The organism is Selenihalanaerobacter shriftii (genome assembly GCF_900167185.1).
GTDB classification, from domain to species: Bacteria; Bacillota; Halanaerobiia; order Halobacteroidales; family Acetohalobiaceae; genus Selenihalanaerobacter; species Selenihalanaerobacter shriftii.
The window spans coordinates 99,144-125,861 of record NZ_FUWM01000010.1 but is presented as its reverse complement, the minus strand read 5'-3'; the positions used below and the strand labels follow the sequence as shown (position 1 = coordinate 125,861).

General features: G+C 32.2%; 28 protein-coding genes. All 28 read right to left on the bottom strand.

The window, feature by feature from the left end; all coding sequences use genetic code 11:
• The coding region (locus B5D41_RS07140; RefSeq protein WP_143555676.1) for a helix-turn-helix domain-containing protein at nucleotides 1-240 on the bottom strand (240 nt) is incomplete at its 3' end.
• 106 nt (nucleotides 241-346) lie between these two features.
• Nucleotides 347-4,684: a PolC-type DNA polymerase III gene (locus B5D41_RS07135; protein ID WP_143555675.1), complete on the bottom strand. Its 4,338-nt coding sequence runs from the start codon at nucleotides 4,682-4,684 to the stop codon at nucleotides 347-349.
• A gap of 12 nt (nucleotides 4,685-4,696) precedes the next feature.
• Complete coding sequence (locus B5D41_RS07130) at nucleotides 4,697-5,383, bottom strand: MgtC/SapB family protein (RefSeq protein WP_234983913.1); 687 nt, start codon at nucleotides 5,381-5,383, stop codon at nucleotides 4,697-4,699.
• 57 nt (nucleotides 5,384-5,440) lie between these two features.
• A complete protein-coding gene (locus B5D41_RS07125; RefSeq protein WP_078809934.1) occupies nucleotides 5,441-6,082 on the bottom strand; it encodes a glycosyltransferase family 2 protein in 642 nt (213 codons plus the stop codon).
• Between the two features lie 29 nt (nucleotides 6,083-6,111).
• On the bottom strand, nucleotides 6,112-7,818 hold the full coding sequence (locus tag B5D41_RS07120; RefSeq protein ID WP_078809933.1) for a proline--tRNA ligase: 1,707 nt from the start codon (nucleotides 7,816-7,818) through the stop codon (nucleotides 6,112-6,114).
• A 93-nt stretch (nucleotides 7,819-7,911) separates the two neighbouring features.
• Nucleotides 7,912-8,961, bottom strand: coding sequence for a flavodoxin-dependent (E)-4-hydroxy-3-methylbut-2-enyl-diphosphate synthase (gene ispG / locus B5D41_RS07115; RefSeq protein ID WP_078809932.1), 1,050 nt, complete (start codon nucleotides 8,959-8,961; stop codon nucleotides 7,912-7,914).
• On the bottom strand, nucleotides 8,948-9,529 hold the full coding sequence (locus tag B5D41_RS07110; RefSeq protein WP_078809931.1) for an HD domain-containing protein: 582 nt from the start codon (nucleotides 9,527-9,529) through the stop codon (nucleotides 8,948-8,950). Before B5D41_RS07110 ends, ispG begins: the two co-directional genes overlap by 14 nt.
• A 30-nt stretch (nucleotides 9,530-9,559) precedes the next feature.
• Nucleotides 9,560-9,988 carry a hypothetical protein gene (locus B5D41_RS07105; RefSeq protein ID WP_078809930.1) on the bottom strand — a complete coding sequence of 143 codons (429 nt, stop codon included), beginning with the start codon at nucleotides 9,986-9,988 and terminating at the stop codon, nucleotides 9,560-9,562.
• An 18-nt stretch (nucleotides 9,989-10,006) separates the two neighbouring features.
• Nucleotides 10,007-11,077 (bottom strand): RIP metalloprotease RseP, encoded by a 1,071-nt coding sequence (rseP, locus tag B5D41_RS07100; RefSeq protein WP_078809929.1) that lies wholly within the window; start codon nucleotides 11,075-11,077, stop codon nucleotides 10,007-10,009.
• A complete protein-coding gene (locus tag B5D41_RS07095) occupies nucleotides 11,071-12,228 on the bottom strand; it encodes a 1-deoxy-D-xylulose-5-phosphate reductoisomerase (protein ID WP_078809928.1) in 1,158 nt (385 codons plus the stop codon). Before B5D41_RS07095 ends, rseP begins: the two co-directional genes overlap by 7 nt.
• An 18-nt stretch (nucleotides 12,229-12,246) precedes the next feature.
• Nucleotides 12,247-13,305: a sporulation integral membrane protein YtvI gene (ytvI, locus tag B5D41_RS07090; RefSeq protein ID WP_078809927.1), complete on the bottom strand. Its 1,059-nt coding sequence runs from the start codon at nucleotides 13,303-13,305 to the stop codon at nucleotides 12,247-12,249.
• An 18-nt stretch (nucleotides 13,306-13,323) separates the two neighbouring features.
• Nucleotides 13,324-14,148: a phosphatidate cytidylyltransferase gene (locus tag B5D41_RS07085; RefSeq protein ID WP_078809926.1), complete on the bottom strand. Its 825-nt coding sequence runs from the start codon at nucleotides 14,146-14,148 to the stop codon at nucleotides 13,324-13,326.
• 25 nt (nucleotides 14,149-14,173) lie between these two features.
• Complete coding sequence (locus B5D41_RS07080) at nucleotides 14,174-14,974, bottom strand: isoprenyl transferase (protein WP_234983912.1); 801 nt, start codon at nucleotides 14,972-14,974, stop codon at nucleotides 14,174-14,176.
• Nucleotides 14,975-15,026: 52 nt separating this feature from the next.
• A complete protein-coding gene (locus tag B5D41_RS07075) occupies nucleotides 15,027-15,194 on the bottom strand; it encodes a DUF362 domain-containing protein (RefSeq protein ID WP_078809924.1) in 168 nt (55 codons plus the stop codon).
• Nucleotides 15,195-15,378: 184 nt separating this feature from the next.
• On the bottom strand, nucleotides 15,379-15,936 hold the full coding sequence (gene frr / locus B5D41_RS07070) for a ribosome recycling factor (protein WP_078809923.1): 558 nt from the start codon (nucleotides 15,934-15,936) through the stop codon (nucleotides 15,379-15,381).
• Nucleotides 15,937-15,957: 21 nt separating this feature from the next.
• On the bottom strand, nucleotides 15,958-16,671 hold the full coding sequence (gene pyrH / locus B5D41_RS07065) for a UMP kinase (RefSeq protein ID WP_078809922.1): 714 nt from the start codon (nucleotides 16,669-16,671) through the stop codon (nucleotides 15,958-15,960).
• A 123-nt stretch (nucleotides 16,672-16,794) separates the two neighbouring features.
• The gene (gene tsf / locus B5D41_RS07060) at nucleotides 16,795-17,445 is read right to left on the bottom strand and encodes a translation elongation factor Ts (RefSeq protein ID WP_078809921.1); all 651 of its coding nucleotides are present in this window, start codon (nucleotides 17,443-17,445) and stop codon (nucleotides 16,795-16,797) included.
• Between the two features lie 92 nt (nucleotides 17,446-17,537).
• Nucleotides 17,538-18,260 (bottom strand): 30S ribosomal protein S2, encoded by a 723-nt coding sequence (gene rpsB / locus B5D41_RS07055; RefSeq protein WP_078809920.1) that lies wholly within the window; start codon nucleotides 18,258-18,260, stop codon nucleotides 17,538-17,540.
• 211 nt (nucleotides 18,261-18,471) lie between these two features.
• Nucleotides 18,472-18,930, bottom strand: coding sequence for a hypothetical protein (locus B5D41_RS07050; RefSeq protein ID WP_078809919.1), 459 nt, complete (start codon nucleotides 18,928-18,930; stop codon nucleotides 18,472-18,474).
• Nucleotides 18,931-19,464, bottom strand: a complete 534-nt coding sequence (locus tag B5D41_RS07045; RefSeq protein WP_078809918.1) for a DUF6115 domain-containing protein — start codon at nucleotides 19,462-19,464, stop codon at nucleotides 18,931-18,933.
• Between the two features lie 25 nt (nucleotides 19,465-19,489).
• Nucleotides 19,490-19,801 (bottom strand): hypothetical protein, encoded by a 312-nt coding sequence (locus B5D41_RS07040; protein ID WP_078809917.1) that lies wholly within the window; start codon nucleotides 19,799-19,801, stop codon nucleotides 19,490-19,492.
• Between the two features lie 17 nt (nucleotides 19,802-19,818).
• A complete protein-coding gene (locus B5D41_RS07035; RefSeq protein WP_078809916.1) occupies nucleotides 19,819-21,720 on the bottom strand; it encodes a FapA family protein in 1,902 nt (633 codons plus the stop codon).
• Nucleotides 21,721-21,732: 12 nt separating this feature from the next.
• Nucleotides 21,733-22,476 carry a FliA/WhiG family RNA polymerase sigma factor gene (locus tag B5D41_RS07030; protein WP_268794140.1) on the bottom strand — a complete coding sequence of 248 codons (744 nt, stop codon included), beginning with the start codon at nucleotides 22,474-22,476 and terminating at the stop codon, nucleotides 21,733-21,735.
• A gap of 73 nt (nucleotides 22,477-22,549) precedes the next feature.
• Nucleotides 22,550-23,005: a hypothetical protein gene (locus tag B5D41_RS07025; RefSeq protein WP_078809914.1), complete on the bottom strand. Its 456-nt coding sequence runs from the start codon at nucleotides 23,003-23,005 to the stop codon at nucleotides 22,550-22,552.
• Nucleotides 23,006-23,024: 19 nt separating this feature from the next.
• The gene (locus B5D41_RS07020; protein WP_078809913.1) at nucleotides 23,025-23,507 is read right to left on the bottom strand and encodes a chemotaxis protein CheD; all 483 of its coding nucleotides are present in this window, start codon (nucleotides 23,505-23,507) and stop codon (nucleotides 23,025-23,027) included.
• Complete coding sequence (locus B5D41_RS07015) at nucleotides 23,504-24,142, bottom strand: chemotaxis protein CheC (protein WP_078809912.1); 639 nt, start codon at nucleotides 24,140-24,142, stop codon at nucleotides 23,504-23,506. The genes B5D41_RS07020 and B5D41_RS07015 overlap by 4 nt, the downstream gene beginning before the upstream one ends.
• Before the next feature lie 30 nt (nucleotides 24,143-24,172).
• Nucleotides 24,173-24,664: a chemotaxis protein CheW gene (locus tag B5D41_RS07010; protein WP_078809911.1), complete on the bottom strand. Its 492-nt coding sequence runs from the start codon at nucleotides 24,662-24,664 to the stop codon at nucleotides 24,173-24,175.
• Nucleotides 24,665-24,692: 28 nt separating this feature from the next.
• The gene (locus B5D41_RS07005) at nucleotides 24,693-26,669 is read right to left on the bottom strand and encodes a chemotaxis protein CheA (RefSeq protein WP_159442915.1); all 1,977 of its coding nucleotides are present in this window, start codon (nucleotides 26,667-26,669) and stop codon (nucleotides 24,693-24,695) included.
• Between the last annotated feature and the right edge of the window lie 49 nt (nucleotides 26,670-26,718).

Sequence of the window (26,718 nt, the reverse complement as noted above, 5' to 3'; positions counted from 1 at the left end):
ATATACCCCTTGGGCTATTTCTGGCACATAAACTTCTCTATCAGACCAATCTGCGTTTTTAAAAGTAGTTAAACCCTTTTTTATTTCTCGGCTTATTGTTGTCCTATGACAGTTCATTTCTCGGGCTATTTCACTATAATTTTTATTTTGCTTATTATATAAATGAGCAATAATCTTACGAGCTCCTAGTTTTAAATGTTTCCCTTTTTCTCTTTCTATGATATAATTACTTTGACGCATATTTGTGCCTCCTTAATGTTTAAGTGTGGTTACTTAACATTTTATCAGAGGAACAAGTATGTGTCATTTTTTTATTAGCCCGTGCATTTAATTATACAATGCACCATTAACTAAATAATGATAATTGATTAGTCTCTGGCATTCCATCTAAACTACCATGTTCTTTCATAACTTCAATAACTGTTTTACTTACACTAGCTCTATTACTAAGCTCTTCGATAGATGTAAATTCACCATCTTGTCGAGCCTCTATAATGCTTTGTGCTGCACTTTTGCCTAAACCTTGTAAACTAATTAAAGGCGGTAATAATCCATCATCAGTAATTTGAAATTCATCTGCTTTAGACTTATAAATATCAACTTCAGTAAATTCAATCCCTCTAACCATTGCTTCAATCACTATTTCAAGTACAGTTAAAGTATTCTTATCTTTAGCTGTAGCATCATTTCCTTTAACTTTAATTTCTTGAATCTTCTCTTCCACAAAATCTCTTCCCTGTAAAACAATTTGAGAATCAAAGTCGTCAGCCTTAATAGTAAAATAAGTATTATAAAAAGCTTCTGGATGATGGACCTTAAAGTATGCAATTCTAAAAGCCATCATTACATAAGCTGCTGCGTGAGCTTTAGGAAACATATATTTTATCGTTTTACAGGATTTAATATACCATTCTGGAACATCATTCTCTCTCATTGCTGCTTCTTCTTCATTAGTTAATCCTTTTCCCTTTCGAACATGCTCCATAATCCAGAAAGCCTGAGAAGGTTCTACACCTTTTTGCAATAAGTAATTCATAATATCATCACGTACTGAAATGACTTCAGCTAACTCTGCAGTTCCTGCTTGAATTAAATCTTGAGCATTATTCAACCAGACATCAGTCCCGTGAGATAGTCCACTAATCCGAATCAGCTCAGCAAAAGTAGTTGGACGTGTTTCCCGCAGCATACCCCTTACAAAACTAGTACCAAATTCAGGTATCCCTAATGTCCCTAACTCCACTCCCACATCATCTTCTGTAACACCTAAAGGTTCTATAGTAGAAAAGATATTCATAGTTTCTGGATCATCTAAAGGAATATTCTGAGGGTCAATCCCTGTAATATCCTGTAACATCCTAATACTAGTCGGATCATCATGACCTAAAATATCTAGCTTTAATAGATTATCATGGATCGAATGAAAATCAAAATGAGTCGTCAATGTGTCAGTGTCCATATCATTAGCCGGTTTTTGGATTGGAGTAAAATCAAAAATTTCTTTATCTTGAGGTACAACTATCTGCCCTCCAGGATGCTGCCCAGTTGTTCGTTTTACTCCAATACAGCCTGATGATAGTCTGTTAGTCTCAGCTCTTCTCAAAACTAAATCATTATCATCTGCATGACCTTTAACAAAGCCATAAGCTGTCCGATCAGCAATAGTAGAGATAGTTCCTGCTCTATAAACATAATCTTTACCAAATAATGTTTCAGTATACTTATGAACTTCTGGCTGATATTCTCCAGAAAAGTTAAGATCAATATCTGGTACTTTATCTCCTTTAAATCCTAAGAAAACTTCAAAAGGAATATCAAAACCATCTTTAAGCAATTCCTCACCACATTCAGGACAATCCTTATCCACTAAATCAACTCCAACTCCACCGGATCCATCAGTAATAAACTCTGAATATTTACATTTCCGACAACGGTAATGAGGAGGTAACGGATTAACTTCCGTAATATCTGTCATTGTAGCGGCAAAAGAAGATCCTACTGACCCTCGGGAACCAACCAAATAACCATCATCTAACGACTTCTTAACTAATTTTTGTGAGGTTAAGTATATAACAGCATATCCATTACCAATAATAGAGTTTAGCTCTCTTTCTAACCGTTTTTCTACAAACTCAGGTAAAGGATCTCCATACCAAGATTTAGCTTTTTCATAAGCCATAGTTCTAACCTCTTCATCTGCCCCTTCTATAGTTGGAGTAAAGAGTTCATCAGGAATTATCTCAATCTCTTCTGTCATATCTGCTATTTTTTTAGGATTATCAATTACTAACTCTTTAGCTATATCTTCGTCAAAATAAGAAAATTCCTCTAACATTTCATTAGTCGCCCTAAAATATAAAGGTGCTTGCTCTGCTGCATCATTAAATCCTTGACCTTCCATTAATATTTGACGATAGATATCATCATCTGGATCTAAAAAGTGAACATCACCTGCTGCAACTACTGGCTTACCTAACTTTTTACCTAATTGATAAATCTTTCGATTAATTTCTTGTAAAGCTTCTACAGATTCTACTTCTCCTTTTTTTAATAAAAATTTATTATTTCCTGTCGGTTGAATCTCTAAATAATCATAAAAGTTAGCCAGATCTTCAAGCTCATTGTCAGGTTTACCATTTAATATAGCTTTATATAACTGTCCAGCTTCACAAGCTGAACCAATAATTAATCCTTCCCGCTTTTCTAATAAATCGCTCTTTAAAATCCTAGGTTTTCTATAGAAAGTCTCTATATGAGCTTTAGAAATTAATTTATAAAGATTCTTAAGCCCTTGTTGGTTCTTTACTAAAATAGTAGTATGATATGGATAAATACGTTTATGGTCAATCTCACTGGTCAATTCGTTAACTTCTGTTAAATTAAGAATTTCTTCTTCTTGAACTAATTCTATTAACTCTAAGAAAATTTCTGCTGTAACCTTAGCATCATCAATAGCTCGATGATGATTTTCTAAATTTTTATTAAATCTTTTAGCTAATTTATTTAATTTGTAACTCTTCATATCAGGCAAAATAGCTCTAGCTAAATTTAGAGTGTCCAATGCTGAATTAGTTAACTTAGATTCATTTAACTTACGTAATTTATCTTCAATAAATCCTAAATCAAAAGGAAGGTTATGGGCAACTATTGTGTTATCTCCAATAAATTCTAAAAAATCATCCATGATTTCTTCTAACTTAGGTGCATCCTTTACCATATTATTATTAATACCTGTCAGTTGTATGATTTCTGATGGAATCTTCTCTTCAGGATTAATAAACGTTTGATAGGAATCAATAATTTGACCTTCTTTTACTTTAACCGCTCCAATTTCTATAATTTGATTATTGTGGGGATTAAATCCTGTTGTCTCTAAATCAAAGATAACAAAAGTCTCTTCTAATATTTCTTTATCAGTAGGGTTAAAGATAATCGGTTCACCATCATCAATTAAGTAAGCTTCCAAACCATAAATCACTTTAATATCCCTATCTTTAGAAGCATTATAAGCCTCCGGAAAAGCCTGAGCAACTCCATGGTCAGTAATAGCAATAGCTGGATGTCCCCAGTCATCAGCGCGTTTAATAACCTCATTTACATTCACTATTGAATCCATAGCACTCATCTGAGTATGAAGATGCAATTCAATTCTCTTCTCATCAGCATCATCAGTCTTAACCTCTGGAATAAACCTACTAATATCTCGAGGCATTATAGTCAGTTCCTGAGTATACTTATCTATTTGGACTCTACCTCTAATCTTTAACGAATCACCTTCAAAAAGATTATTTGCAACATCTCCATCTTTATCTTCGAAAACTTTAGCGGTAATAGAGTCTGTACCATCAGTTAGGGCAAAAATAACTAAATTTCTACCACTTTTTAAGTTGCGAATCTGCAAATCTATTACTTCTCCACAGAAAGTTATACTCCGTTCTTCACTCTGTACTTCTTCAATTTTAGTAGCCTCTGATTTAATCTTCTTACCTTTAATGATTCCAGGTTTATTATTACCACTTTTACCATTCTGATTTGTTTGTGTATCAATGCTAGCCATTAAATTCTTAATATAATCATCATTTTCTTCTTGACGTTTTTTATCTAACTCTTCTACTTCTTCGCTATAATCACCTAATTTAAATTCAACTTCTACTCTTTGATCTAACTCTTTATCTATTAGCTTTGTAATTACACGATCACAGCTCTTTTCTCTTAATTTTTCAATCCCCAATTCATTCTTAAGTTCAATAACTAATTTCTGATCATTAACTAACTTCCACTTAGAATTTAACAGCCAGCCATTAGTTGCAGGAAATTTTTCCCTAACTTTAGTAGTTATTTTAGACCAAGACTCTTTCAATCTATCTGTTAAACTTCTTTCAAAATTACTTTCTGAACGATCTGAACTTTGCTGTATTTGACAATAATTAAATCGACATTCTACATCGGTTAAAGATTCAACTCTTTGTTCGATAACTCTTGTGATAATGTTCTCTAAATCTTTACTCTTTAAACTTCTTTCAGCTTGTCCATAAACTTCCAATCGTTTTGCTTCTAAATCTAATACAATATTCTTGAATTGAACCAGTTCAGGCATAATATTATCTACTATCTCGGCTAACTCTGCCATTAATTCTTGCTGGATTTTATTCTTCATAGCAGGTTTAATATATACACGAATCATTTAAACACTCCTTTAACTTCCGCTATCTTTCCACTCTACCTGAATGACTCCACTAGTTTGAGCCAAATGTTGAATTACTTGATTCTGATTAACATCACTAGGGACTCGAGCTTGTAAATTAACATAAATGTTAGGTTCATTCCTAATATGATCAATACTTACATCAATAATGTGTATATTATAGTCTCCTAAAACAGACCCCAGCTTACCTACTTCTCCTGGCTGATCAAAGACTTTAATTCTTAAATTCTTTAAGCCGCTTTTTTGAGCAATACTATGTTCAACAGTATTTAAAATACTTAAAGTTAAAATAATTAATACAGTTCCACTAATAGAGCTAAAATAAAAGCCTGCTCCTACAGCTAAACCGACACCAGCTACTGCCCATAAACTAGCTGCAGTAGTTAATCCCTTTACGGAAAAGCCTTCACGAATAATTGTACCGGCTCCTAAAAAACCGATCCCACTAACTACTTGAGCTGCAATTCGAGAAGGATCAGCAGCTCTAGACGCTTGGAAAAGTACATATAATTTTATAGAAACAATCATTATTAATGCTGAACCAATACATACTAAAATATTAGTTCTAAAACCTGCTGGTCGTGAATTGCTCTCTCGTTCCCAACCAACTAACCCTCCTAATAATGTTGCTAAAAGTAGCCTTAAAAATATTTCAGTCTGACTTAAAATTTGAATCACTCCTTAAAATCAAATGTTGTTGCTTAGTGAAACAAAGCAACAACATGGACTAATCTATCAATTCTTTCTACGATGATAAGGAATATTCTTTATTATTTCCCAATACATCTTTAATCGAGCTAAGAAACCTTTAACGATTCCAAGTTTCTCCTCTTTCATAACATGAGTTAGATCTTCTAAAACAACTTCTTTAATCTCAACCTCATTCTCTTTTACATACTTAGTTAGGGCAACTTCAACACCAAATCTAGTCATATCTAAATTCGATATACCTTGTAATACTTTTCGTTTAACACCTCGTTGCCCTGATAAAAATGGAGTGATTTTTTGTGCTAAATCGGTAGCTACTCTTCCTTGATTAAAAATTCCTACAGTCATATCTATATCTTCTTGTATAATCGGGTTTATTAATTTATTAATATGTCTTTTGGTTAATCCTACTAAATCGGCATCTAAAAAAAGAATTACTTGGGCATCAGTAGCCTCTATGCCTAATTTCATCGCTCCACCTTTTCCAATATTCTTTTCTAAATCAATTACTTCTACCATCTGTCTTTGTGCTACTGTAGCTGTATTATCTTCTGAACCATCGCTTACTACAATAGTCTCCGTGATTATATCATGATTCTTTACTACATTAATTACTTGGGCAATTCTTTCTTCTTCATTATAAGCCGGGATAATCGCGGCTATCTTCATTAATTAACCTCCCAAGTCTTAATTTTATTTTAATCTAGTTCATTTAATAATTCTGCTACCTTATCTATTACATTATCAACCTTAATGTTGAAGTCATCACCAGTACTTCTAACCTTAACTTCAACTTTACCTTCAGCTAAAGAACGAGAGCCTATAGTAATTCTAACAGATGCTCCAATTAAATCAGCATCATTAAATTTAACCCCTGCTCTTTCCTTACGTTCATCAAATAATACATCAATACCTGCTGACTTTAAATTTTGATATAATTCTTGCCCAGTTTCTAAGACTTCTCCATCACCTAATGTTAATAATGAAACTTCATAAGGCGCAATAGCTGCTGGCCAAATAATTCCATATTCATCATGATTCTGTTCAATAGCAGCAGCAACTGTACGGGTAATTCCAATACCGTAACATCCCATTACCATTGGTTGGGCTTTCCCATTATTATCTAAATAAGTTGCTCCCAGAGCTTCACTATATTTAGTTCCTAATTTGAAGACCTGTCCTACTTCAATTCCCTTAGTTAACGTTAAGTCTCCTCCACAATAAATACAAGACTCTTCTTCTTTAATTTCTCTAATATCAGCTATTTCATCTACATCAAAATCTCGCTTAGCATTAACATTTACATAATGGTAATCTGCTTCGTTTGCCCCAGTAACTCCATTAACTACTTCCATTACTGATGGGTCTGCTACTACTTTGACTTCCCCAGAAGTTTCTATTGGACCAGCAAATCCAGTAACAACTCCTGTATCGTCTAATAATTCTTCACCATCAGCCATCTCTAAGTTTGGTGCACCTAATAGATTCCTTAATTTAATCTCATTAAGCTGATAATCTCCTCGTACTAAAGCTAATACATAACCATCTTCTGTTTGATAAGCTAAAGTTTTGATTAACTTACTTTCAGGAAAATCTAAAAATTTAGCTAAACTTTCAATAGTGTCTACACCTGGAGTCTCAACTTTTTCTATCTCAGCTTTTTCTTCATCACCAATAACAAACTTTACATCTGAGACTGCTAATTCTAAATTAGCTGCATAATCACACTCACTACAAAAGACTACTGTGTCTTCTCCTGAATCGGCCAAAACCATAAATTCATGAGATTCACTACCACCAATAGCTCCATTATCTGCTACTACTGGTCTAAAGTCTAATCCACATCTATCAAAGATTCTATCATATGCATCAAACATCTTTTGATAATTTTCTTCTAATCCTGCTTCATCTACATCAAAACTATAACCATCTTTCATAATAAATTCTCTACCTCTTAACACACCAAAACGAGGTCTAATCTCATCTCTAAACTTTGTCTGAACTTGGTATAAATTTAATGGTAAATCTTTATAAGAACGTACTTCATCTCGTACTAAATCTGTGATAACCTCCTCATGAGTTGGCCCTAAACAGAAATCTCTATCATGTCTATCTTGTAACCGCATTAATTCTGGGCCATAATCATTCCACCTTTCAGATTCCTGCCATAACTCCGCCGGCTGTAAAGCGGGTAATAATAGTTCTTGAGCTCCTTCTCTATTCATTTCCTCTCTAACTATCTCTTCTATCTTTTGAATTACTTTCTGTCCTAATGGTAAATATGTATAAATTCCTGAGCTCAACTTACGCATCATGCCTGCTCTTAACATTAATTTATGACTAACTACTTCTGCTTCTGATGGTGTTTCTTTCAAAGTCGGTATATATGCTTTCGACATCTTCATAACCAATAAACCTCCCCTAATATTTCAATAACTTTATATTTAATTATCACTTCAACTTTATCAAATTAGTAAGTATTTGTCAATATATCATCATTATAAGTTCTCTATTTCAGTTAATAAAGTATCAACTAATTTATCTCCTGGTACTTTCTCAATAACTTCTCCTCTTTTAAAGAGTAAACCAACATCTTTACCTCCAGCAATTCCAATATCTGCTTCTCTAGCTTCACCAGGACCATTAACTACACATCCCATAATCGCTACTTTAATATTAGTATCTAAATTTTTGATCTTTTCTTCAACCTGGTTAGCCACACCAATTAAATTAATCTCACAACGGCCACAAGTAGGACATGAAATAATTTTTGGTCCTTTCTGACGTAGATTAAGAGATTTTAAAATTTCATAACCTACTTTAACTTCTTCAACAGGATCTCCTGTTAATGAAACTCTGATTGTATCACCTAATCCTCTACTTAAAATACTACCGATTCCAACTGCTGATTTAATAGTACCTGACCATTCTGTTCCTGCTTCAGTAATACCTAAATGTAATGGGTAATTCACCTTTTTAGCTATTAATTCATAAGCCTCTAATGTCATTAATACATCTGAAGCCTTAAGTGAAATAATAATATCTTCAAACCCATACTCCTCTAATAATCGAACATGTTTTAAAGCACTTTCGACCATTGCTTCCGCTGTTGGTGCTCCGTACTTTGTCAATAGTTCCTTTTCTAAAGAACCAGCATTAACTCCAATTCTAATAGGAACATCTTTTTTATTAGCTAACTCTGTTAACTCTTTAACCTTATCTTCTGAACCAATATTTCCAGGATTAATTCTTAATCCATCAATTCCTAATTCTAGAACACGCAAAGCTAATTTATGATTAAAATGAATATCAGCAATTAGCGGAATACTAATCTTTTCTTTAATCTCTTTTACTTTATTAGCAGCTTCCATATCAGGTATAGCTACTCTAATTAATTCACAACCTGCTTCTTCTAATTGTTTAATCTGTTCTATAGTAGACGCCACATCTCTAGTATCAGTATTAGTCATAGATTGTACTGAAATAGGGGCATCACCACCAATCTTAATGCCCCCTAGATTAACCTGTCTACTTTTAGCTCTCCCCATTACTTAGCTCCCCCACTCTGCCATCACAGTCCTTACATTGACGTTTGCAATCTTTTAACATTTTATAGACTAATATATCTAATCGTCGTACTCTTTCTAAAGCTTCTGTAAAATCTATTTCTAAATTATGACGTTCTTCATCCTTCTCATGATCCATATCGTCAGCATCAAAGACTAATTTTTGCATTGGCGTTAAGGTCACATTTTCACTAATAGGACTAGATGCACTATGAAAAAGAATAGCTAAAGAAATATCCCGTGACTTCCCTAAATCTTCTCCCTTAAAAATCAAAAGTTCATGTGCTCTCTCTGCTCCTTTAATAGTATGAATATCAAAATAATTATAGGATTCATAATCCCATTCCCCTTGATTTTCCCAGCTAGTATGACCTATATCATGTAAAAGACCAGCTTTAGTTGCCACATCCACACATAAATTCCGCTCTTCACCTAGTTGAAAGGCATGTTCTGCCGTAATTACAGCATGACGTAGACCTCCTTTAGGTAAATGCTTCCTAGCTACACTATCTGTAATTAAAGTTTCCAAAGTAACATGGTCTTCTAACATAATCCCCCTCCCTTCTTACAAGTACAATTATCACATTTTGTCGGCACATTCATCGCAATATCCATCATTTCTTCTAACCTGAGCTTCTGCTTCTTTACCACATTCCTTACAATTAGTTCCCATTAATTCGAAACATGATTCACAAAAACCATGTTTTTTAGCAAATTCAGGATCCGGTTTTCCACAGACTCGGCAACAGCAATCTTTACAATATCCATCATTCTCTTGAACTTGTTCAGGTACTACTTTTCCACAACCTTTACATGCATATTTTCCTTCTTTTTTCTTTTCTAATTCTCTGACACAATCCTCACAAAGATTAGAATGTTTTAAAATCCTAACATCCTTTACAGTCTGACCACAACGCTGACAATATCTCTCAGAACGACGACCATGTCCTTTACCCTCTTTATTAGGATCTAGCCATTTACTCCCTTTTCTTTTCTTCTGCTTAGCCATCAAGAATCACCTCAAATTTTAAAATATATTTACGATATCTTTATAAACAATAACTACCATCAATGCTAATAAAAGTACTAGACCAACAAAATGAACAAATCCTTCTTTTTCTGGATCTATTTCTTTACCACGAATAAGTTCAATTCCTAAGAATGCTAAACGTCCTCCATCTAAAGCAGGAAAAGGTAATAAATTCAGAATTCCTAAATTCACGCTTAAAATAGCCATTAAATTTAAAACTTTTAAAATACTAGCCTTAGCGGCATCACCAACTATTTGAGCAATCTTTACCGGACCAGCTACCTCTGGAGCCATCTGTCCAGTAATCATTCGCCAAACTCCACTAATAATTCCGACTGTCACTCCTATAGTCTGTTTAAACCCATATTTGATTGAAGTAAAGATGCCAACTTTTTCTCTGATTAATCTTGGTGCAATTCCTATTAACCCTACATCCCTCTTTGGATCCTTTTTTGGGGTTACTTTAATTTTTTCTATATTCCCATTTCTTTTAACAGTTAAAGTAAGCTCTTCTCCAGGATGATTATTAATCTTTTTAGCTAACTCTGACCAATTATCTACTCCTTCTTTATTTACAGATAAAATTTTATCATTAGCTTGTAAACCTGCTTTTTGAGCTGGTCTATCTGGTAATATAGTACCAATTACAGTTGATGAAGAACCTGAAACTGGTACTCCAAATATTGCAAAAATCAAAGAAAATACCACCATAGCTAGAATAAAGTTCATAAGTGGTCCTGTAAATATAACTGCAGCACGTTCAAAAACAGATTTTTGAAAAAGACATCTTTCATTTTCATAAGCTTGTTGATAATGCTCAACATCTTCTATCTCATCCTCATCATCCACTGGGAACTCACCTGTCATCTTGCAATAACCACCTAAAGGAAGTAACCTTATAGAATAAAGTGTTTCACCTCTCTGTTTACCTATGATTTGTGGTCCCATTCCAACTGCAAATTCCTCTACTAAAACCCCTGTTTTTTTAGCAACTATAAAATGTCCAAACTCATGAACAAAAACTAAAATACTAATGACAATTATAAACGATATAATCGTTGTTAACAAAGATTCTCACCCTCCTTCCAACTTTGAGCCCTAGCCCATTCGTCGGCATCCAATATATCATCTAATCCTGGTTTTTGAACAACTTGATGCTGATCCATAACCTTTTTAATTAATTGAGGAATCTCTATAAAACTTAAATCACCATTTAAAAACATCTCCACTGCTATTTCATTAGCAGCATTCAATACAGCAGGTAAAGTTCCTCCTGTCTTACCTGCTTTATAGGCATAACCTAAACAGGGAAACAATTCTGTATTAGGAGCTTCAAAATCTAAACTACCTATTTTAGCTAAGTCTAATCTTTCTAATCTATTTTCTGTTCTTTCCGGATAAGTTAATACATATTGAATCGGTACTTTCATATCAGGCAACCCTAATTCTGCTAAAATTGAAGCATCCTTAAACTGTACTAATGAATGGACAATACTTTGTGGATGAACTACTACTTCAATATCACTAAAATCAATATCGAATAACCATTTCGCCTCGATAACTTCTAATCCTTTATTCATTAAAGTTGCTGAATCTATAGTAATCTTACCCCCCATATCCCAATTTGGGTGGTTTAAAGCTTCTTCTACAGTTACATTAGCTAAATCCTGAGCAGTGCTCTCCCTAAAAGGACCACCAGATGCTGTTAAAATTAATTTCTCAATATCCTCTCTATTTTCCCCATCTAATGCCTGAAAAATCGCGTTATGTTCACTATCAATTGGAAGAATCCTTACTCCATATTCTTTTGCTTTAGCCATTACCAATTCTCCAGCGGTTACTAATGTTTCTTTGTTAGCTAAACCTATATCCTTCTTAGCTTTAATAGCTTCTAAAGTAGGGAATAATCCTGCTGCTCCTACTACTGAATTAATAACTAAATCAACTTCATCACTAGTTGCTACTTCAATTAATCCTTCCTGTCCTACCAATACTTTAGTATCTAAATCTGATAATTCATATTTTAACTCTTTTGCAGCTTCTTCATTCATTAGAACTGCAAATTGAGGTTCAAACTCTTTAACTTGTGCCGCTAATTTCTCTACATTTGTATTAGCAGTTAAAGCTAAAATCTCATAATTTAATTTTAGTTCATTAATGACTTCTAAAGTTTGTGTGCCAATTGATCCTGTAGAACCTAAAATAGTAATTGCTCTCATTACCAATCCTCCATTTTATTATTCAATTAAAATAGAAATAAATCCAGCTCGTGCTATTGCTTTAACTACAATTAAAACTGCTGGGCCTATAAAAAAACCACTTATCCCTAACAGTTGCACTCCTACATACATAGAAATTAAAGTAGCTAAAGGATGTAGACCTATATTCTTTCCAATAATCTTAGCCTCTGTTAATTGTCTAACTATCGCTATCAAAGTATATAAAACTAATAAAGCAATTCCAAAACTAGATTGCCCTATTATCAAGCTATAGATAACCAAAGGACCGAAAACTAGACTAGGTCCAATTACTGGAATCAAATCCAAAATCCCAGCTAAAAGCCCTAACGTAATAGCATAATCACTACCTAAAATTAATAATCCACTAATTGACAATATAGTAGTTATCGATATCAAAATTAACTCCGCTCGTATAAAGCCAACAGCTGCATCCATAATTTCAGCTTCTAATTTTCTAGTTTTTTGTTGCCATGCATTAGGGATTACCTTTAAAAAAGCTTCATTAATCAACTCTCTATCACGGCTAATGAAAAAGGTAGAAATTAAACTAATTAACAGAACAGTTATCAATCTAGGTAAACCCTTAAGTAGATTTAAAAATGAAGTAACCCCTATTCTAATTACTTCTCTTAATTGCTGATATAATTCTTGTAAATTATGAGTAATAACATCCTTAACTGTTGGTGGTAACTTTAATTCCGTTAATATTTTACTTAAATTTTGATTCTGTTCTACAACCCAGTCCATCTTCTCTCCTAACACTTTAAACTCTGGAATATTATTTGCTAACCTATTTAACTCAATGAATAATCTAGAGAAAAATATAGTAGTTACTAATATAATAATAATTAATATAATACCTAAACAAATAGCAACAGCTATTCCTCTACTTAATTTGAATTTTGTCTGTAGTAATTTAATAATTGGCTCAATTAATGAAGTAATAATAAAGGCTATTACAAAAGGGAGTAAATAGACTAGAATATATTTAAAAAAGATAACACTTAATAATACTACTCCTAAAATCACTAAACCCAATTTATAAACAGGCTTCATCTAATTTCACCCCTAAATTCATTTGACCAAAAACTGAAAATAATAATAAACTAATGGTAAAGTAAATAATAAACTATCAAACCTATCTAATATACCCCCATGTCCTGGAATTATATTTCCTGAATCCTTAATTTGGGCATCTCTTTTAAAAGCAGATTCTACTAAATCACCAAGTTGGGAAACTATAGCAAGCAAAACCCCTAAAACAATTCTTTCTTTGATCCCTATTGATAACCAAGACCCATAAATTAAAACTATTAATAAACTACCAGCTATTCCACCTAATGCACCTTCAATTGTCTTATTTGGACTGATATTAGGAGCTAATTTATGTTTACCGAAATTAAGACCAGTAAAGTAAGCAGCAGTATCTGCCATCCAGGTAGCCAAAATAGGTAACCAGACTAGCTTTCTCCCTATCTGCATGCCATCTAAATTAAAATTATAAATTAAAATTAAATAAAGTAATAATCCACAAACATATAGAATCCCTAACATAGTTACAGCCGTATCTAAAAGAGCTGACTTATCTTGGTCCTTACCACCAACTAAATTATTCAATAATAAAAGAAATAAAATGCTAATTATAATTAATTCAGGTTTAAAATATATCAAAAGCTGTTTACTATTTAAGTATGTAACAGTTAACAAAAATAGACCACTAAGTAGTCCTAAAGATCTATTAGGCCTAACACCTTTAGCAGATGCCAATCTATAAAATTCATTTAACCCTAAAGCAGCTAACAATAAAACAGTTAATAAGAATAATATTCCCCCTATATGTAAAATCAATATAAGTAATGGAATCCCAATAATGGCACTAATAACTCTCTTGTTTAACAATTTATATCACCTACTGTCTTTTTCTCTAATCTTTTAAACCACCAAATCTTCTTTCCCTACTCTGGTAATCAGCTATAGCTAATAAAAGGTCTTCTTCACTAAAGTCAGGCCAAAGTGTAGAAGTAAACCAAAACTCTGTATAGGCCAATTGCCACAATAAGAAATTACTGATTCTCATCTCACCACTAGGTCTAATTAACAATTGGGGATCAGGAATATCTTTAGTATATAACTCTTTACTCAATATTCTTTCATCTATCTCATCTAAATCTAATACTTCCTCTTGAACCTTAGTAATTAATTCCTTGGTAGCATCCACAATCTCAGCTCTTCCTCCATAATTCAAAGCAATATTCAAATTTAAAGCTTGATTTCTTTTAGTTAATTCTATAATATTTTCAACCTTATTTTTAATCTCAGTTGGTAGACCTTTCTGTCTACCTAATACTCTAATCTTAACTCCTTGCTCATGTAATTCCTTAGCATCATTATCTAATGTTCTACTAAAAAGTTTCATTAGAAAATTAACTTCTTTTTCTGGCCTTTCCCAATTCTCTGTAGAGAAAGCAAAGACTGTTAAATATTTTATCCCTAATTTTTTGACAATTTTAACAATTTCTTTTAATCTTCTTACTCCATTTTTATGTCCAGCTTTACGTGGAAGTCCTCTTTTTTTTGCCCATCTCCCATTTCCATCCATGATAATAGCTATATGTTCTGGTAAATCCCTAGATAAAACTCTATCTCGTAGTTCTTCTATATCTAATGTCTCTATTTCTTTTCTCGAATTAAAAAGCCCTGGATACATCACTTTGCCTCCTATCAATTACAACATAACCCCCTCTACTTCTTAGAGGGGGTTTATAATAAACTTTAATTTATTCTTCAATAGCTTCTACTGGGCACTCATCCGCACATACTCCACAATCTGAACAGAGTTCATCATCTATGACATACAGATCATCACCTTCTGAAATAGCCTCTAGTGGACATTCTTCAGCACATACACCACATACTACACATTCATCAGTAATATTATAAGCCATTTAACCATCCACCTCCTTCCCCTTATTCTTCCATTAATAACTACTAGCTCTTCATCTATTCGTTATTATCTAATCAATCTCTGAGTTGGGAATATGAGACTTTTAAAAGGTGGATTGGTTTTTATTATCACTAGATCATAATCAATTAAGATCATCTCACTCATACCCTACTCAGATGTAATATTTAAATTTCTAAAATATCACTCTCTTTTTTAGCTAATAATTCATCAATTTTATTAATATATTCATCTGTTAAATCTTGAATATTATCTAGTCCTCGATGATAATTATCTTCTGAAATATCACCGTTAGATTCTAATTCTTCTAGTTCATCATTAGCTTCTCGACGAATATCACGGATTACTATTCTTTTGTCCTCAGATTTAGTCTTAGCTAACTGGACAAATTCTTTTCTACGTTCTTCAGTTAATTGAGGAATATTAATTCTGATAACTTCACCATCATTGTTTGGAGTTAACCCTAAATCAGACTTTAAAATAGCTTTTTCTATTTGCTCTAAACTATTAGTATCCCAAGGCCGGACCAGCAACTGTCTTGGTTCTGGAGCAGAAACTTTAGCCATCTGATTAATCGGCGTTTGTGTCCCATAATAATCAACAGTAATCCCTTCAACTAGAGAAGGCTTAGCTCTTCCAGTTCTAATTGTAGCAAAATCCTTCTTAGTCGCATCAATTACCTGATCCATCTTTTTTCTAGTCTTATTTAATACTTGTTGAATCACTATTATTCCTCCTTATTAAAACTATCGGACAAAGGTCCCAATCTCTTTACCTAATACCACTTTCTTAATATTCTCCATTTCCTTAAGACCAAATACAACTATAGGGATCTTATTATCCATACATAAAGAGACAGCTGTAGAATCCATAACTCCCAACCCACGATTAATTACATCTATGTAATTTAACTCTTTAAACTTAATAGCATCTGGATTTTTAACCGGATCTGAATCATAAACCCCATCAACATTTTTAGCCATTAAAATAGCATCAGCAGAAATTTCTGCTGCTCTTAAAGCTGCAGTTGTGTCTGTAGAGAAAAATGGGTTACCAGTTCCAGCTGCAAAAATCACTACTCTACCTTTTTCTAAATGACGCATGGCCTTTCGTCTAATATAAGGTTCTGCCACCTGTCTCATAGCAATGGCTGTCTGAACTCGAGTCTCAATATCTAACTTTTCTAAAGCATCTTGCAAAGCTAGAGAATTAATTACAGTAGCTAACATCCCCATATAATCAGCAGTTCCGCGATCCATTCCTTTAGCGCTACCTGCTACACCTCTAAAAATATTACCGCCACCAACTACAATAGCAATTTCTACTCCTGTTTTTAAAACTTCTTTAACTTCCTTGGCAATTGAATTAATAAATTGCGGATCTATACCATATTCCTGATTACCACTTAATGCTTCTCCACTTAGTTTAATAATCACTCTTGAAAATTTTGCCTCGGGCATTAAAATAACCTCCAGTCTTTCATTACATTACATTTCGATATACATAATGAAATCCCTTTTTTTAGAAAAACTTTATTTAAAAAGGAGAACACGGAATCGTATTCTCCTTATTAAGTTTACTCTTTATTTTTCAACTTCATTCATTACTTCAGAAACAAAATCTTCCTCTTCAACCTCAATACCTTCACCTAATTCATACCGAGTAAACCTTCTAATATTAAGATTTTCTCCTAGTTCAGCAATCTTTTCAGTGATTAATTCTTCAACTGTCTTATCATCATCACGAATATAAGGCTGTTCTAAAAGACAATTTTGAGAGAAAAATTTATCTAATCTTCCTTTTACTATCTGATCTACAATATGTTCTGGTTTTCCATCATTAAGTGCTTGAGTTCTAAGTACATCTTTTTCATTTTCAATAGCTTCCTCTGAAACCTCATCGCGGGATAAATACTTTGGATTAGAAGCTGCAATATGCATAGCAATATTATCAACTAATTCTTTAAAGGCATCATTTTTAGCTACGAAGTCTGTTTCGCAATTTACTTCTAATAAAACTCCAATCTTACCACCCATATGAATGTAAGACTCCACTAATCCTTCTGCTGCTGTTCTTCCAGCTTTTTTTTCTGCTTCAGCAATCCCTTTTTCTCGTAAATACTTAACTGCTTCATCCATATCTCCATCAGTCTCTTCTAATGCCTTTTTACAATCTAAAATACCTGCACTAGTTTTTTCTCTTAACTTTTTAACATCTGCTGTTGAATATGACATTTTTCATCCCTCCTCCTTAAAATCAAACTTAAAAAAAGGGCGTTACAAGGGCTCTCCCCTTAGATAACACCCTTACTCATCTGCTTTAATTATTATTCTTCAGAATCTGTTGTTTCAGCTTCTTTAGCTTGTTCACCTTGGTTGCCTTCTAATACAGCATCAGCCGTGACTCCAGTTAATAGTTTAACTGCTCTAATAGCATCATCATTACCTGGAATTATATAGTCTATTAAGTCAGGATCACAATTTGAATCTACAATCCCTACAATAGGAATACCTAACTTATTAGCTTCAGCTACAGCAATTTCCTCTTTACGAGGGTCAACAATGTAAATGGCATCTGGAAGACCATTCATATTTCTAATTCCACCTAAAAATCTAACAAGCTTATTACGCTCTTTTTCTAATTCCATAACTTCCTTCTTAGGTAAAACCTCAAATAGTCCATCTTCTTCCATCTGCTCTAGTTCATTTAATCGCTCAATTCGCTTACGAATTGTTTGATAGTTAGTCAACATTCCACCTAACCATCTCTCATTTACATAAGGCATCCCACATCTCTCAGCTTCACGTTTAATTGTATCCTTAGCCTGTTTCTTAGTACCTACAAATAGAATTTCTTTACCGTCACTAGCAAGATCACGCACAAAGTTATAAGCAACCTCAGCTAACTTAACAGTTTGTTGTAAATCAATAATGTAAATTCCATTTCTTTCAGTAAATAAGTAAGACTTCATTTTTGGATTCCAACGCTTAGTCTGATGACCGAAGTGGACTCCTGATTCTAACATTTGCTTCATTGTCACTACAGCCATTAACCGCACCTCCTCTCTGGTTTTACTCCTCCACTTTCATCATCTCTCTATTAGACCTATTATTTATAGGCACCCTAATAGAAATCAAAAAGTGTGTGTAATATGGTATATAATCTATATACACCATTAGGTAGTATAACACAAAACTAATATAATATCAATAATTTTTACAAAAAACAAGAATCAGTAATCAATCATTTGATTTTAATGATTAATTACCGATAATTTTTAATAATACTTTTTCTATAGGAGTATTATCTTTAAACTTATATTTACCTGCTAAAATCATATTGCTGACTCCTAATTTTTCAATTAACTCTGATAATGCTGTCTTCTCTTCAATAATCTCTGCTTGATATAATTTATCCACCACTTTATTAGCAGTTGTTCCTTTTTTAATTTCAATTATTATATCTTTATTATAATCTAATAATTTAACACTCTTTAACCCTCTACTCTTTAATTGAGTTTTTATTTCCTCATCAGATAATTTATCAGGAAACTCCATCCCTAATTGTCTAGCCTTCTTAATTACTGTTGCTTTCTTGGTAATTGCTGCTGAATTTGCCTGTGAATCATCATCTTGCTCATTTAATCCACCATTAGCAATTAATAGTAAAGAAAATATAATAAGTAAAATACCAATACCTAATAAAGATTTCCTAAGCAATTACATCTCACCTCGATTATTTAACTTCCAAATTAATTCTACTTCTCTTTGTCCTAAATTCAGTTCCTGAGCAATTTCAGTAAAATTAAGGCCTGAATTATATAATTTAGCTACCTGTTCCTCTTTATCAAGAGTTGAATTTAAACTAGATAAATTAAGTTCTTTTTGGTTCTGTAAGGTATTCTCATCTACTTTATTTTGTTCTTGTGGCTCTTTCATTTCTGACTCTTGGGTCATTTCAGAATTTAAAGTATTGATAAATGCCATAGTATTATTATCTTTAAATGAACCTTCATTATTAAGCAATTGCTCTAACTTTGTCTGTTTATCATCTAGTTCATCAAGAATATTATAAAAATTATAATTCATTTCTTTTAATAATTTACTTAAGTTCTCTTCACGTTTCTTTAATTTTCTATTAAGCTGAATATAATCTGTTATAATCTCATCATCAACTTCTTTATCTTGATGATATGTTAAAAACAATGAAACCAGAATAAAAATTATTCCAACTACGAAGATTAAGATCTCCAATATCTTCCCTCCAACTCTCTTTATATCATACTTTAATATCGATATAATTCCCTCGGTTTTTTTGTTTTAATTTAGACTCCTGATCACTCTCTTGCTCACTATCTAAGTCCCTATTTTGCCCTTCATTATCATGATTTTTTTCATCTTCATCGTTTACTCGTTTCTGTAATGATTCCTCTGATTTATTGACTTGATTTTGCTTTCTCTCATTAACCTTCTGCATCTGATTAGTCAATTCCTGCTGTTGTGCTTGAGGTTGGTGTTGTTTATTCTGCTGCATTTTACTAACTTTTAATGAACGAGGGACTTGAGTATGGGGATTAATTGATTCAGCCATTCAAGTCACCACCTTTTTTAAGAATAAGAACCTTTCTTAATCTCTCCATCTGCTACATAAAATTGAAGATTAGATAATTGTTTTGTCACTTTCTTAACTTCTGTACCAATAGTAATCTCTACTCCTGAATAAAGTTTATCTTGAACTTTAATCTTACCATTTTTACCTTCTTCTAATCGAGTTTCTAAGCTGATCTTTTCTTTCTTTAACTCTTCTATATTTTTAGCTACTTTAAATCTAGTTCTAGTCTTTTGACTCAATAAATTTCTTTCCTTTTCCGATAACTCTCCATCATCCTCTTTTTGACGTTTTTTAAGATACTTAATTGTCTTTAAAGCCTCATCTAATTCTTTTTGATAATCCTCTAACTTCTTCATCAAATTATTATATTGATCTCTTAATGCTGGGGTAATACCTACAAATATCTTAGTTTTAGTAGCTAAATTAGACCCTACTACCTTAGCGTCTATTTCTCTACCTGCTCTAACTATTCCTCCTACAATTAAACCTTTATTCTCTATCCTAATTATTCTGGCTGCATCGATATCACTATGCATAATTGCTTCTGTTACTATTAGATCATTTTCAGTAGTTAATTTCCCATTTTCTATAAAGCGCACTTGAACATTTCCGTCAGCCTTTATTTCTCCTTTGTCTTTACCTATAAATCCATTCTTAATTAGAATTTCACCTTGAGCTTCTAATTTAGCACCATGAACGCTACCTTTTACATTTATATCATTTTTAGCCTTAATTTCCATTCCATCTCTAACATCACCTTCAACTACTACTGTTCCAACAAATTTAATATTCCCTGTAGATAAGTCTACGTCTCCATTTACAGTATGGACAGGCATAACTTCTATTTTATCTCCATTATAGGATACTTGTCCTTCAATTTCTGCTTGTAAATTAAGTTCATCAGAACTTAGAATAGTATTCTTACCCGATGGAATTTTTTTATCTTTGGGAGGTTTTGGTTTCACATCTTTACCAGTTACTGTAGTCCCTGGAGTTCCTGGCTTTGTCGGTTTCTTAGTTGCTAATATATCTCCAGGTTTAACATTGTTAATTCTATTTAGATTACGATAATCTACTGACCCATCTTCTAGTTTTTGTACTTTCTTCTCTTCACTTTTGATATTAAACTTAAAATTAACCTCTGCATCTTTTCCTAATAATGGTTCTACTCCTTCAGCAACCAATACTCTTTCTATTGCTTCATCAATAATTTCTTCATCATTAACCAATTCTTTTAGCTTCTCATTCTTGATTCCATAAGTTACTCCTACTTCTTCCAATGTATCTTCTATTCTCGTTAAAGTAGCTTCCTTACCACCTAATGGTAAACTAGTTGATAAGTAAGCCTTCATTCCATCAGCACTGACATCTACTCTTATTTCTGCATTTCGGTCTAACTCTTCCTTCCTAGGTGCAACCTTTACTGGTTCATAAATATCCTCAGTTAAGGCTTCACTAATTTTATCATAATTTACATCCTCTATTTCCTTAGCCCCTAATATTTCTTCAACTTCAATTAAACTTACCGCTTCTCCATTACCTTCTGGAGGTGTCAACTGAATATAAACTCCTTCTTCATCAATAATTAATTCTACATCTCCATCTTCTGCCTCTACTTCATCCTCAGTTTCTTTCTCTGAATTCTCAATTGACCCTTCATCTTCTTTTTCTTTCCCTAAATCATCAATTGATTCTTCTACTTCATCTTCTTTTTCATTTAAATTAATTCTAAAAACTTTCTTCTTGCCAATACCTAAAAACCCACTCTTCTCTTCAATTAGCTCTAATTCTAAATCTGTTTTATTAATCTTTTTATCAACTTTTAGTTCCAATTTTTTTAATGCCTTATCCTTAGCTTCAACTTCATTTTTAGCTTCTACTGTAACTTCCGTTGTCACCACCTCCTTTAATTAGTCAACCAATAATTCCTTCTTTCTACTAAGATAACCTCTTAATCTATAAATAGCTTTAGTGTGTAATTGTGAAACTCTAGCAGTAGTAAGTTCTAGCACTTTGCTAATCTCTGTTAAATTTAAACCTTCATAGTAATATAAAGTAATTACTAATCGTTCTTTATCTTTTAACTTTTCAATAGTTTCTCCTAAAATCCTCTTTATTTCTTCGTATCTAAAACTTCTTTCTGGATTAACTGCTTCTCCGTCGGAAATCATTTCTAGTAATGTAATCCCTTCTGTCTGACTCCCCTTAATAAAGCTATTTAATGAAGTCTGTTGAGGAATATTAACCTCTGTTAATAATTGATTATATTCTTCACTATTCAAATTTAATTCTTCTCTTAACTCTTGATCCGTCGGTAATCTACCTAACTCTTGAGATAATTTTGAATTAACCTGTGCTACTCTTTTAGCTTTATGCCGTACTGAAGTTGGCACCCAATCTAATTTTCTTAACTGGTCTATAATACTACCTTGAATTCTAGAAATAGCATAAGTAGAAAATTTAACCTGTCGCCGATGATCAAATCGTTCAATAGCATCAATTAAGCCTACTATCCCATAATTTTTAAGATCATCAAATTCAAACTTATCAGGAAGGTTAACTGTTATCCTGTTAACTACATATTTAACCAATGGTATATATTTAAGGATTAACTCTTCTTTAGCATCCTGGTTATCATTCTCTTTAAATTTAATCCATAATTCTTTTTCCTTTTCATGTTTATGTTTAGCTATCTTTATCCCTCCTTCTCCTTCTTCTTTTTATTAATCAGTTACCTTTTAAACTCTTAACCATTTCTGCTAATTTTTCTGGGTCTTGGTCTGCTAATTGATCTATCTCTTCGACTTCGTTATCTTTTTCTTCCTCTTCATAATCTATCTTTTCCAAATTTAATGGTTGAAAATCAGATTCTTCATCAGTTCCTTGGCTATCTTGATCTTGATTTTGATTAGCATACTGTTGAGCAGCTTGTTGTTGAGACACTGCTTTTATCTCTTCTCTTTGCTCTGAATTATTTTGCTGACTTTTGGAATTATCAATCTTAGTTAAATTAATTAATATATATCCTATTAACCCACCTAAAATACCAAAGAAAACAGCAGCTAATAAACTTCTTTTAATAATAACTATTATATTTAATTGGTTTGTTACAGTAATTATAGCTACTAATAAAAAAGCAATTACAGAAAAGATAATTGATAAAGCCTTTATTAAACCATTCAACCCTTTTCAACTCCCCTTTTTATAAAACCCGATCTTCACCTTTAACTGTCTTAATTAATACTTCACCATTTTCTAAATAAAATTCCATAGTCCGTCCATAATTTTTACCTACATCTTCTGCTAACAGTCTAATATTCTTCTCTTTTAAAATCTTCTTTACCGCTTCAATATTACGAGCTCCAATCTGCATTTGAGGATTAGAATTATCAAATTTGAACATATGTGCTCCTCCAGCAATCTTAGCTACTAGCCTTCTAAAATTCGCACCCTTTTGCCTCAATTTCTTCAACAGTAATTCTATAGAAGTGTCAGCATATTTAGCCGGATTCTTACTTTTACGGTTAGTAGGTACTTCTGGTAACATAATATGAGCTAATCCTCCTATTTTAGTTCTAGAATCATAAAGAGCAATACCTACACATGATCCTAATCCAGAAGTTATTAAAACGTCATCAACTTCTCCAATATTTAAGTCTGCCATTTTTACTCTAATCTTCTTCATATTTTGCCAACTCCAAGCTTGTCTAAAATTTTTTGCAGTGATTCAGGAGTAGGAATAAAGAAAAAATGTCCCTGAATTCCCTCATCACCATCTAAAAATTCAGTCTCTACTACTAAAGCATAATCCCCAATATGTCCAGCCTGTAAGAATGTTACTTCTAAAATAGCTCCTGCCATATCATAAGCTAAAGCTGGTACAGAAGGCAATAACGAAAAATCTGTCATTCTGCTTAAAGCATTTAAATAAGAATTAGTTAAAATATTTCCTATTTCTTCTAAAGTTGAATCTTGAATTTGGTCTGTCTTACTCTTTAAATCTAACTCTAATTTTTCATCTAACAACATATTTGTTAGCTTCTCCGCACTCTTTTCTTCTAAAGCAAATAAGATTTTCCCTGGTGCATCCCCAGCTACTTTAACTAAGATCCCAGCTATTAAAGTTTCTGCTCCTCCTAAAATCTCAGGAACTTCACTCAAAGGTAAAATATTGGCTTCCGGAACACTCATATCTATTCTTTGCTCTAATAATTGTGAAAAAGCAGTAGCTGCATTACCTGCTCCTATATTAGCTATTTCTTTTAAAGCATCTAACTGTATTGAAGAAAGTTCATTAATATTGATCTGTTCATTGTTCATCTAATAAACCCTCCTTTCTACTCCAAACTTCTAATCTTTTTGAACATTATTCAATCCTACCTCTTTTATTTTATCTGGACTTAAAATTGGCGTTAAATTTAATAAAATCAAAGATCTATCTTTAAATTTAAATACCTTTTTTAAGTATTTTTCATTAATTTCTCTATTAATTTTAACTGAAGGACTAATCTGCTTATTAGAAAGATCTAATATTTCTATTACTTCATCTACTACTATTCCTACTTTATTTCCTTCTGCTTCAACTATTATAATCCTTTCTTCTATTGGTTTTTTTGATTCTTTTAAATTAAATCTCTTTTTAAGATCAATAGTTGGAATAATCTGCCCTCTTAAGTTAATTATTCCTCTTATAAATTTTGGAACATTAGGTACTCTTGTAATTTCCTGCATTTCTATAATCTCTTGAGTTTCTAAAACCTTTACTCCATACTCTTTTTGATTTAACCTAAATATAACTAATTCTAAATCTGTTACTATTCCTTTAGATTGTAGTTGATTCATTATCCTAAGTCCCTCCTTTGAACAAAGCTTAAGCAATATTCAGCATATTTAAGATTAAAGCAATTTGACCATTACCTAAGATAGTTGCTCCAGAAATACTAGAAATATTACTTAAAAGTCCATTTAAAGGCTTAACTACTATCTTCTGTTGACTAATTAATTCATCAACTACTAACCCTTCTTTTTTTTCTCCAATCGAAATTATAATTATAGGCACTTCATCATCTGGATTATAGATAGGTTTTGTTAAAGCTAATCTATGATGTAAATATGTTAGTTCAATTTTTTCTTCTCTTAATACAAAAGAACTTTTTCCTTGACGTTCTTTTATATCTTTAACAGCCACATTATGTACTTCATCAATATGATTAAGAGGTAATACATATTTTTCTACATCAACTCTAACTATTAAGGCTTGAATTATGGATGAAGTTATTGGTAATTCAATGATAAATTTTGTACCTTCCCCTTTAATAGAATCTACTCTAATCTGTCCTCCTAATGATACAATTTTAGAGTTTACTACATCCATCCCTACCCCTCTACCAGATATACTTGTTACTTCTTCTGAAGTACTAAATCCTGACACAAAAATTAGATCGATAATCTCATCCTTCATCATTTCTTCTGCTTCTGCTGAATTGATAATTCCTTTTTCAATAGCCTTTCTCTTAATAACTTTATCATCTATACCAGAACCATCATCAGATACTACTATCTTTACCTCATTTCCATGTTGAGAAGCTGTTATCTTAACTGTACCAACCTTTTGCTTCTTATTTGCTATTCTTTCTTGTGGTTTCTCTATTCCATGATCAATACAATTCCTTAAAAGGTGAACCAATGGATCACCTAATTCTTCTATAATAACTCTATCTATTTCTATGTCCTCACCTTTAACTTCTAGCTTAACCTGTTTATCCATCTTTTTAGACAAGTCTCTAACCATCCGGGGAAATCTATCTATAATCTTAGTTAAGGAAATCATTCTTAATTCCATAATATCTCCATGTAATAGATTAATAGATTTATCTATATCTTCCCAGACTTCTTTCCTTTTTCTAAACTTATTTTCACGGTCAAGATTTACAACTTGTGATTTATTAATCATTAATTCTCCTACTAAATTCATTAAATCATCTAATTGATCAATCCCTACTTTAACAGTTGGATCCCAATTAAAATCAACATCTTTTGAATAATCATTTGCTTTTGATTCATAAGAGTCAATATTTAATTGATTAAGGGAAATCTCATTAATAATAACTTTAATAACCTCAACCTCAGCAGTAATTTTCGATTTTAATTTCTGTTTAGCTTCAATAGTGGATAAAATCAATGTGAAATTCGGAGTTTGTAATTTTCCTTGTTCAATAATTTCTAACTTTGGGGTAATTTTTATAATATCTCCATAATCTTTTAATCTGTTAATTATTGTAAATGCTCTAGCAGATATCAACTGTATATCTGAATTTAAGATTACTTTTATTAATAAACAATTTTTTCCTTGGTCTAGTTCTTCTTTCATATTTAAACTAATAGTTGAATCTAAAGTTAATTGTAGACTTCTTTCTCCAGTCTGTATTGAGTTAAACAACTTTTCGTTTGTTGAGAGATCAGTGATATTATCCAATTTAGAAATCACTTTATTAATCCTAGAATTAAATCCAGTATGCATTTTACCATTCTTCCGATTAATCTGTTTAATTATCTGTTCTAATAAATCTACTACTTCTAATAAATCATCAACTAATTCTGAATTGATTTTCAATTCTTGATTCCGCAAAGCATTAAATACATTCTCTAATTTATGAGTTAATCTAACTATTTCATCATACCCTATAATACTTGCCATCCCCTTAAGAGAATGAACTGCTCTAAATAGCTTATCAGCCTCTTTAAAGTCCTCTTTTAATCTCTCTAAATCTAAAAGATAGTGGTTTAAAGTTTGTAAATATTCATTAGCCTCTTCTATAAAGACTTTTAAATAACGAGAATTATCCACTTTACACCATCTACCTCCTCTACCTTCAGCCATTAATCAAAGAATTCTA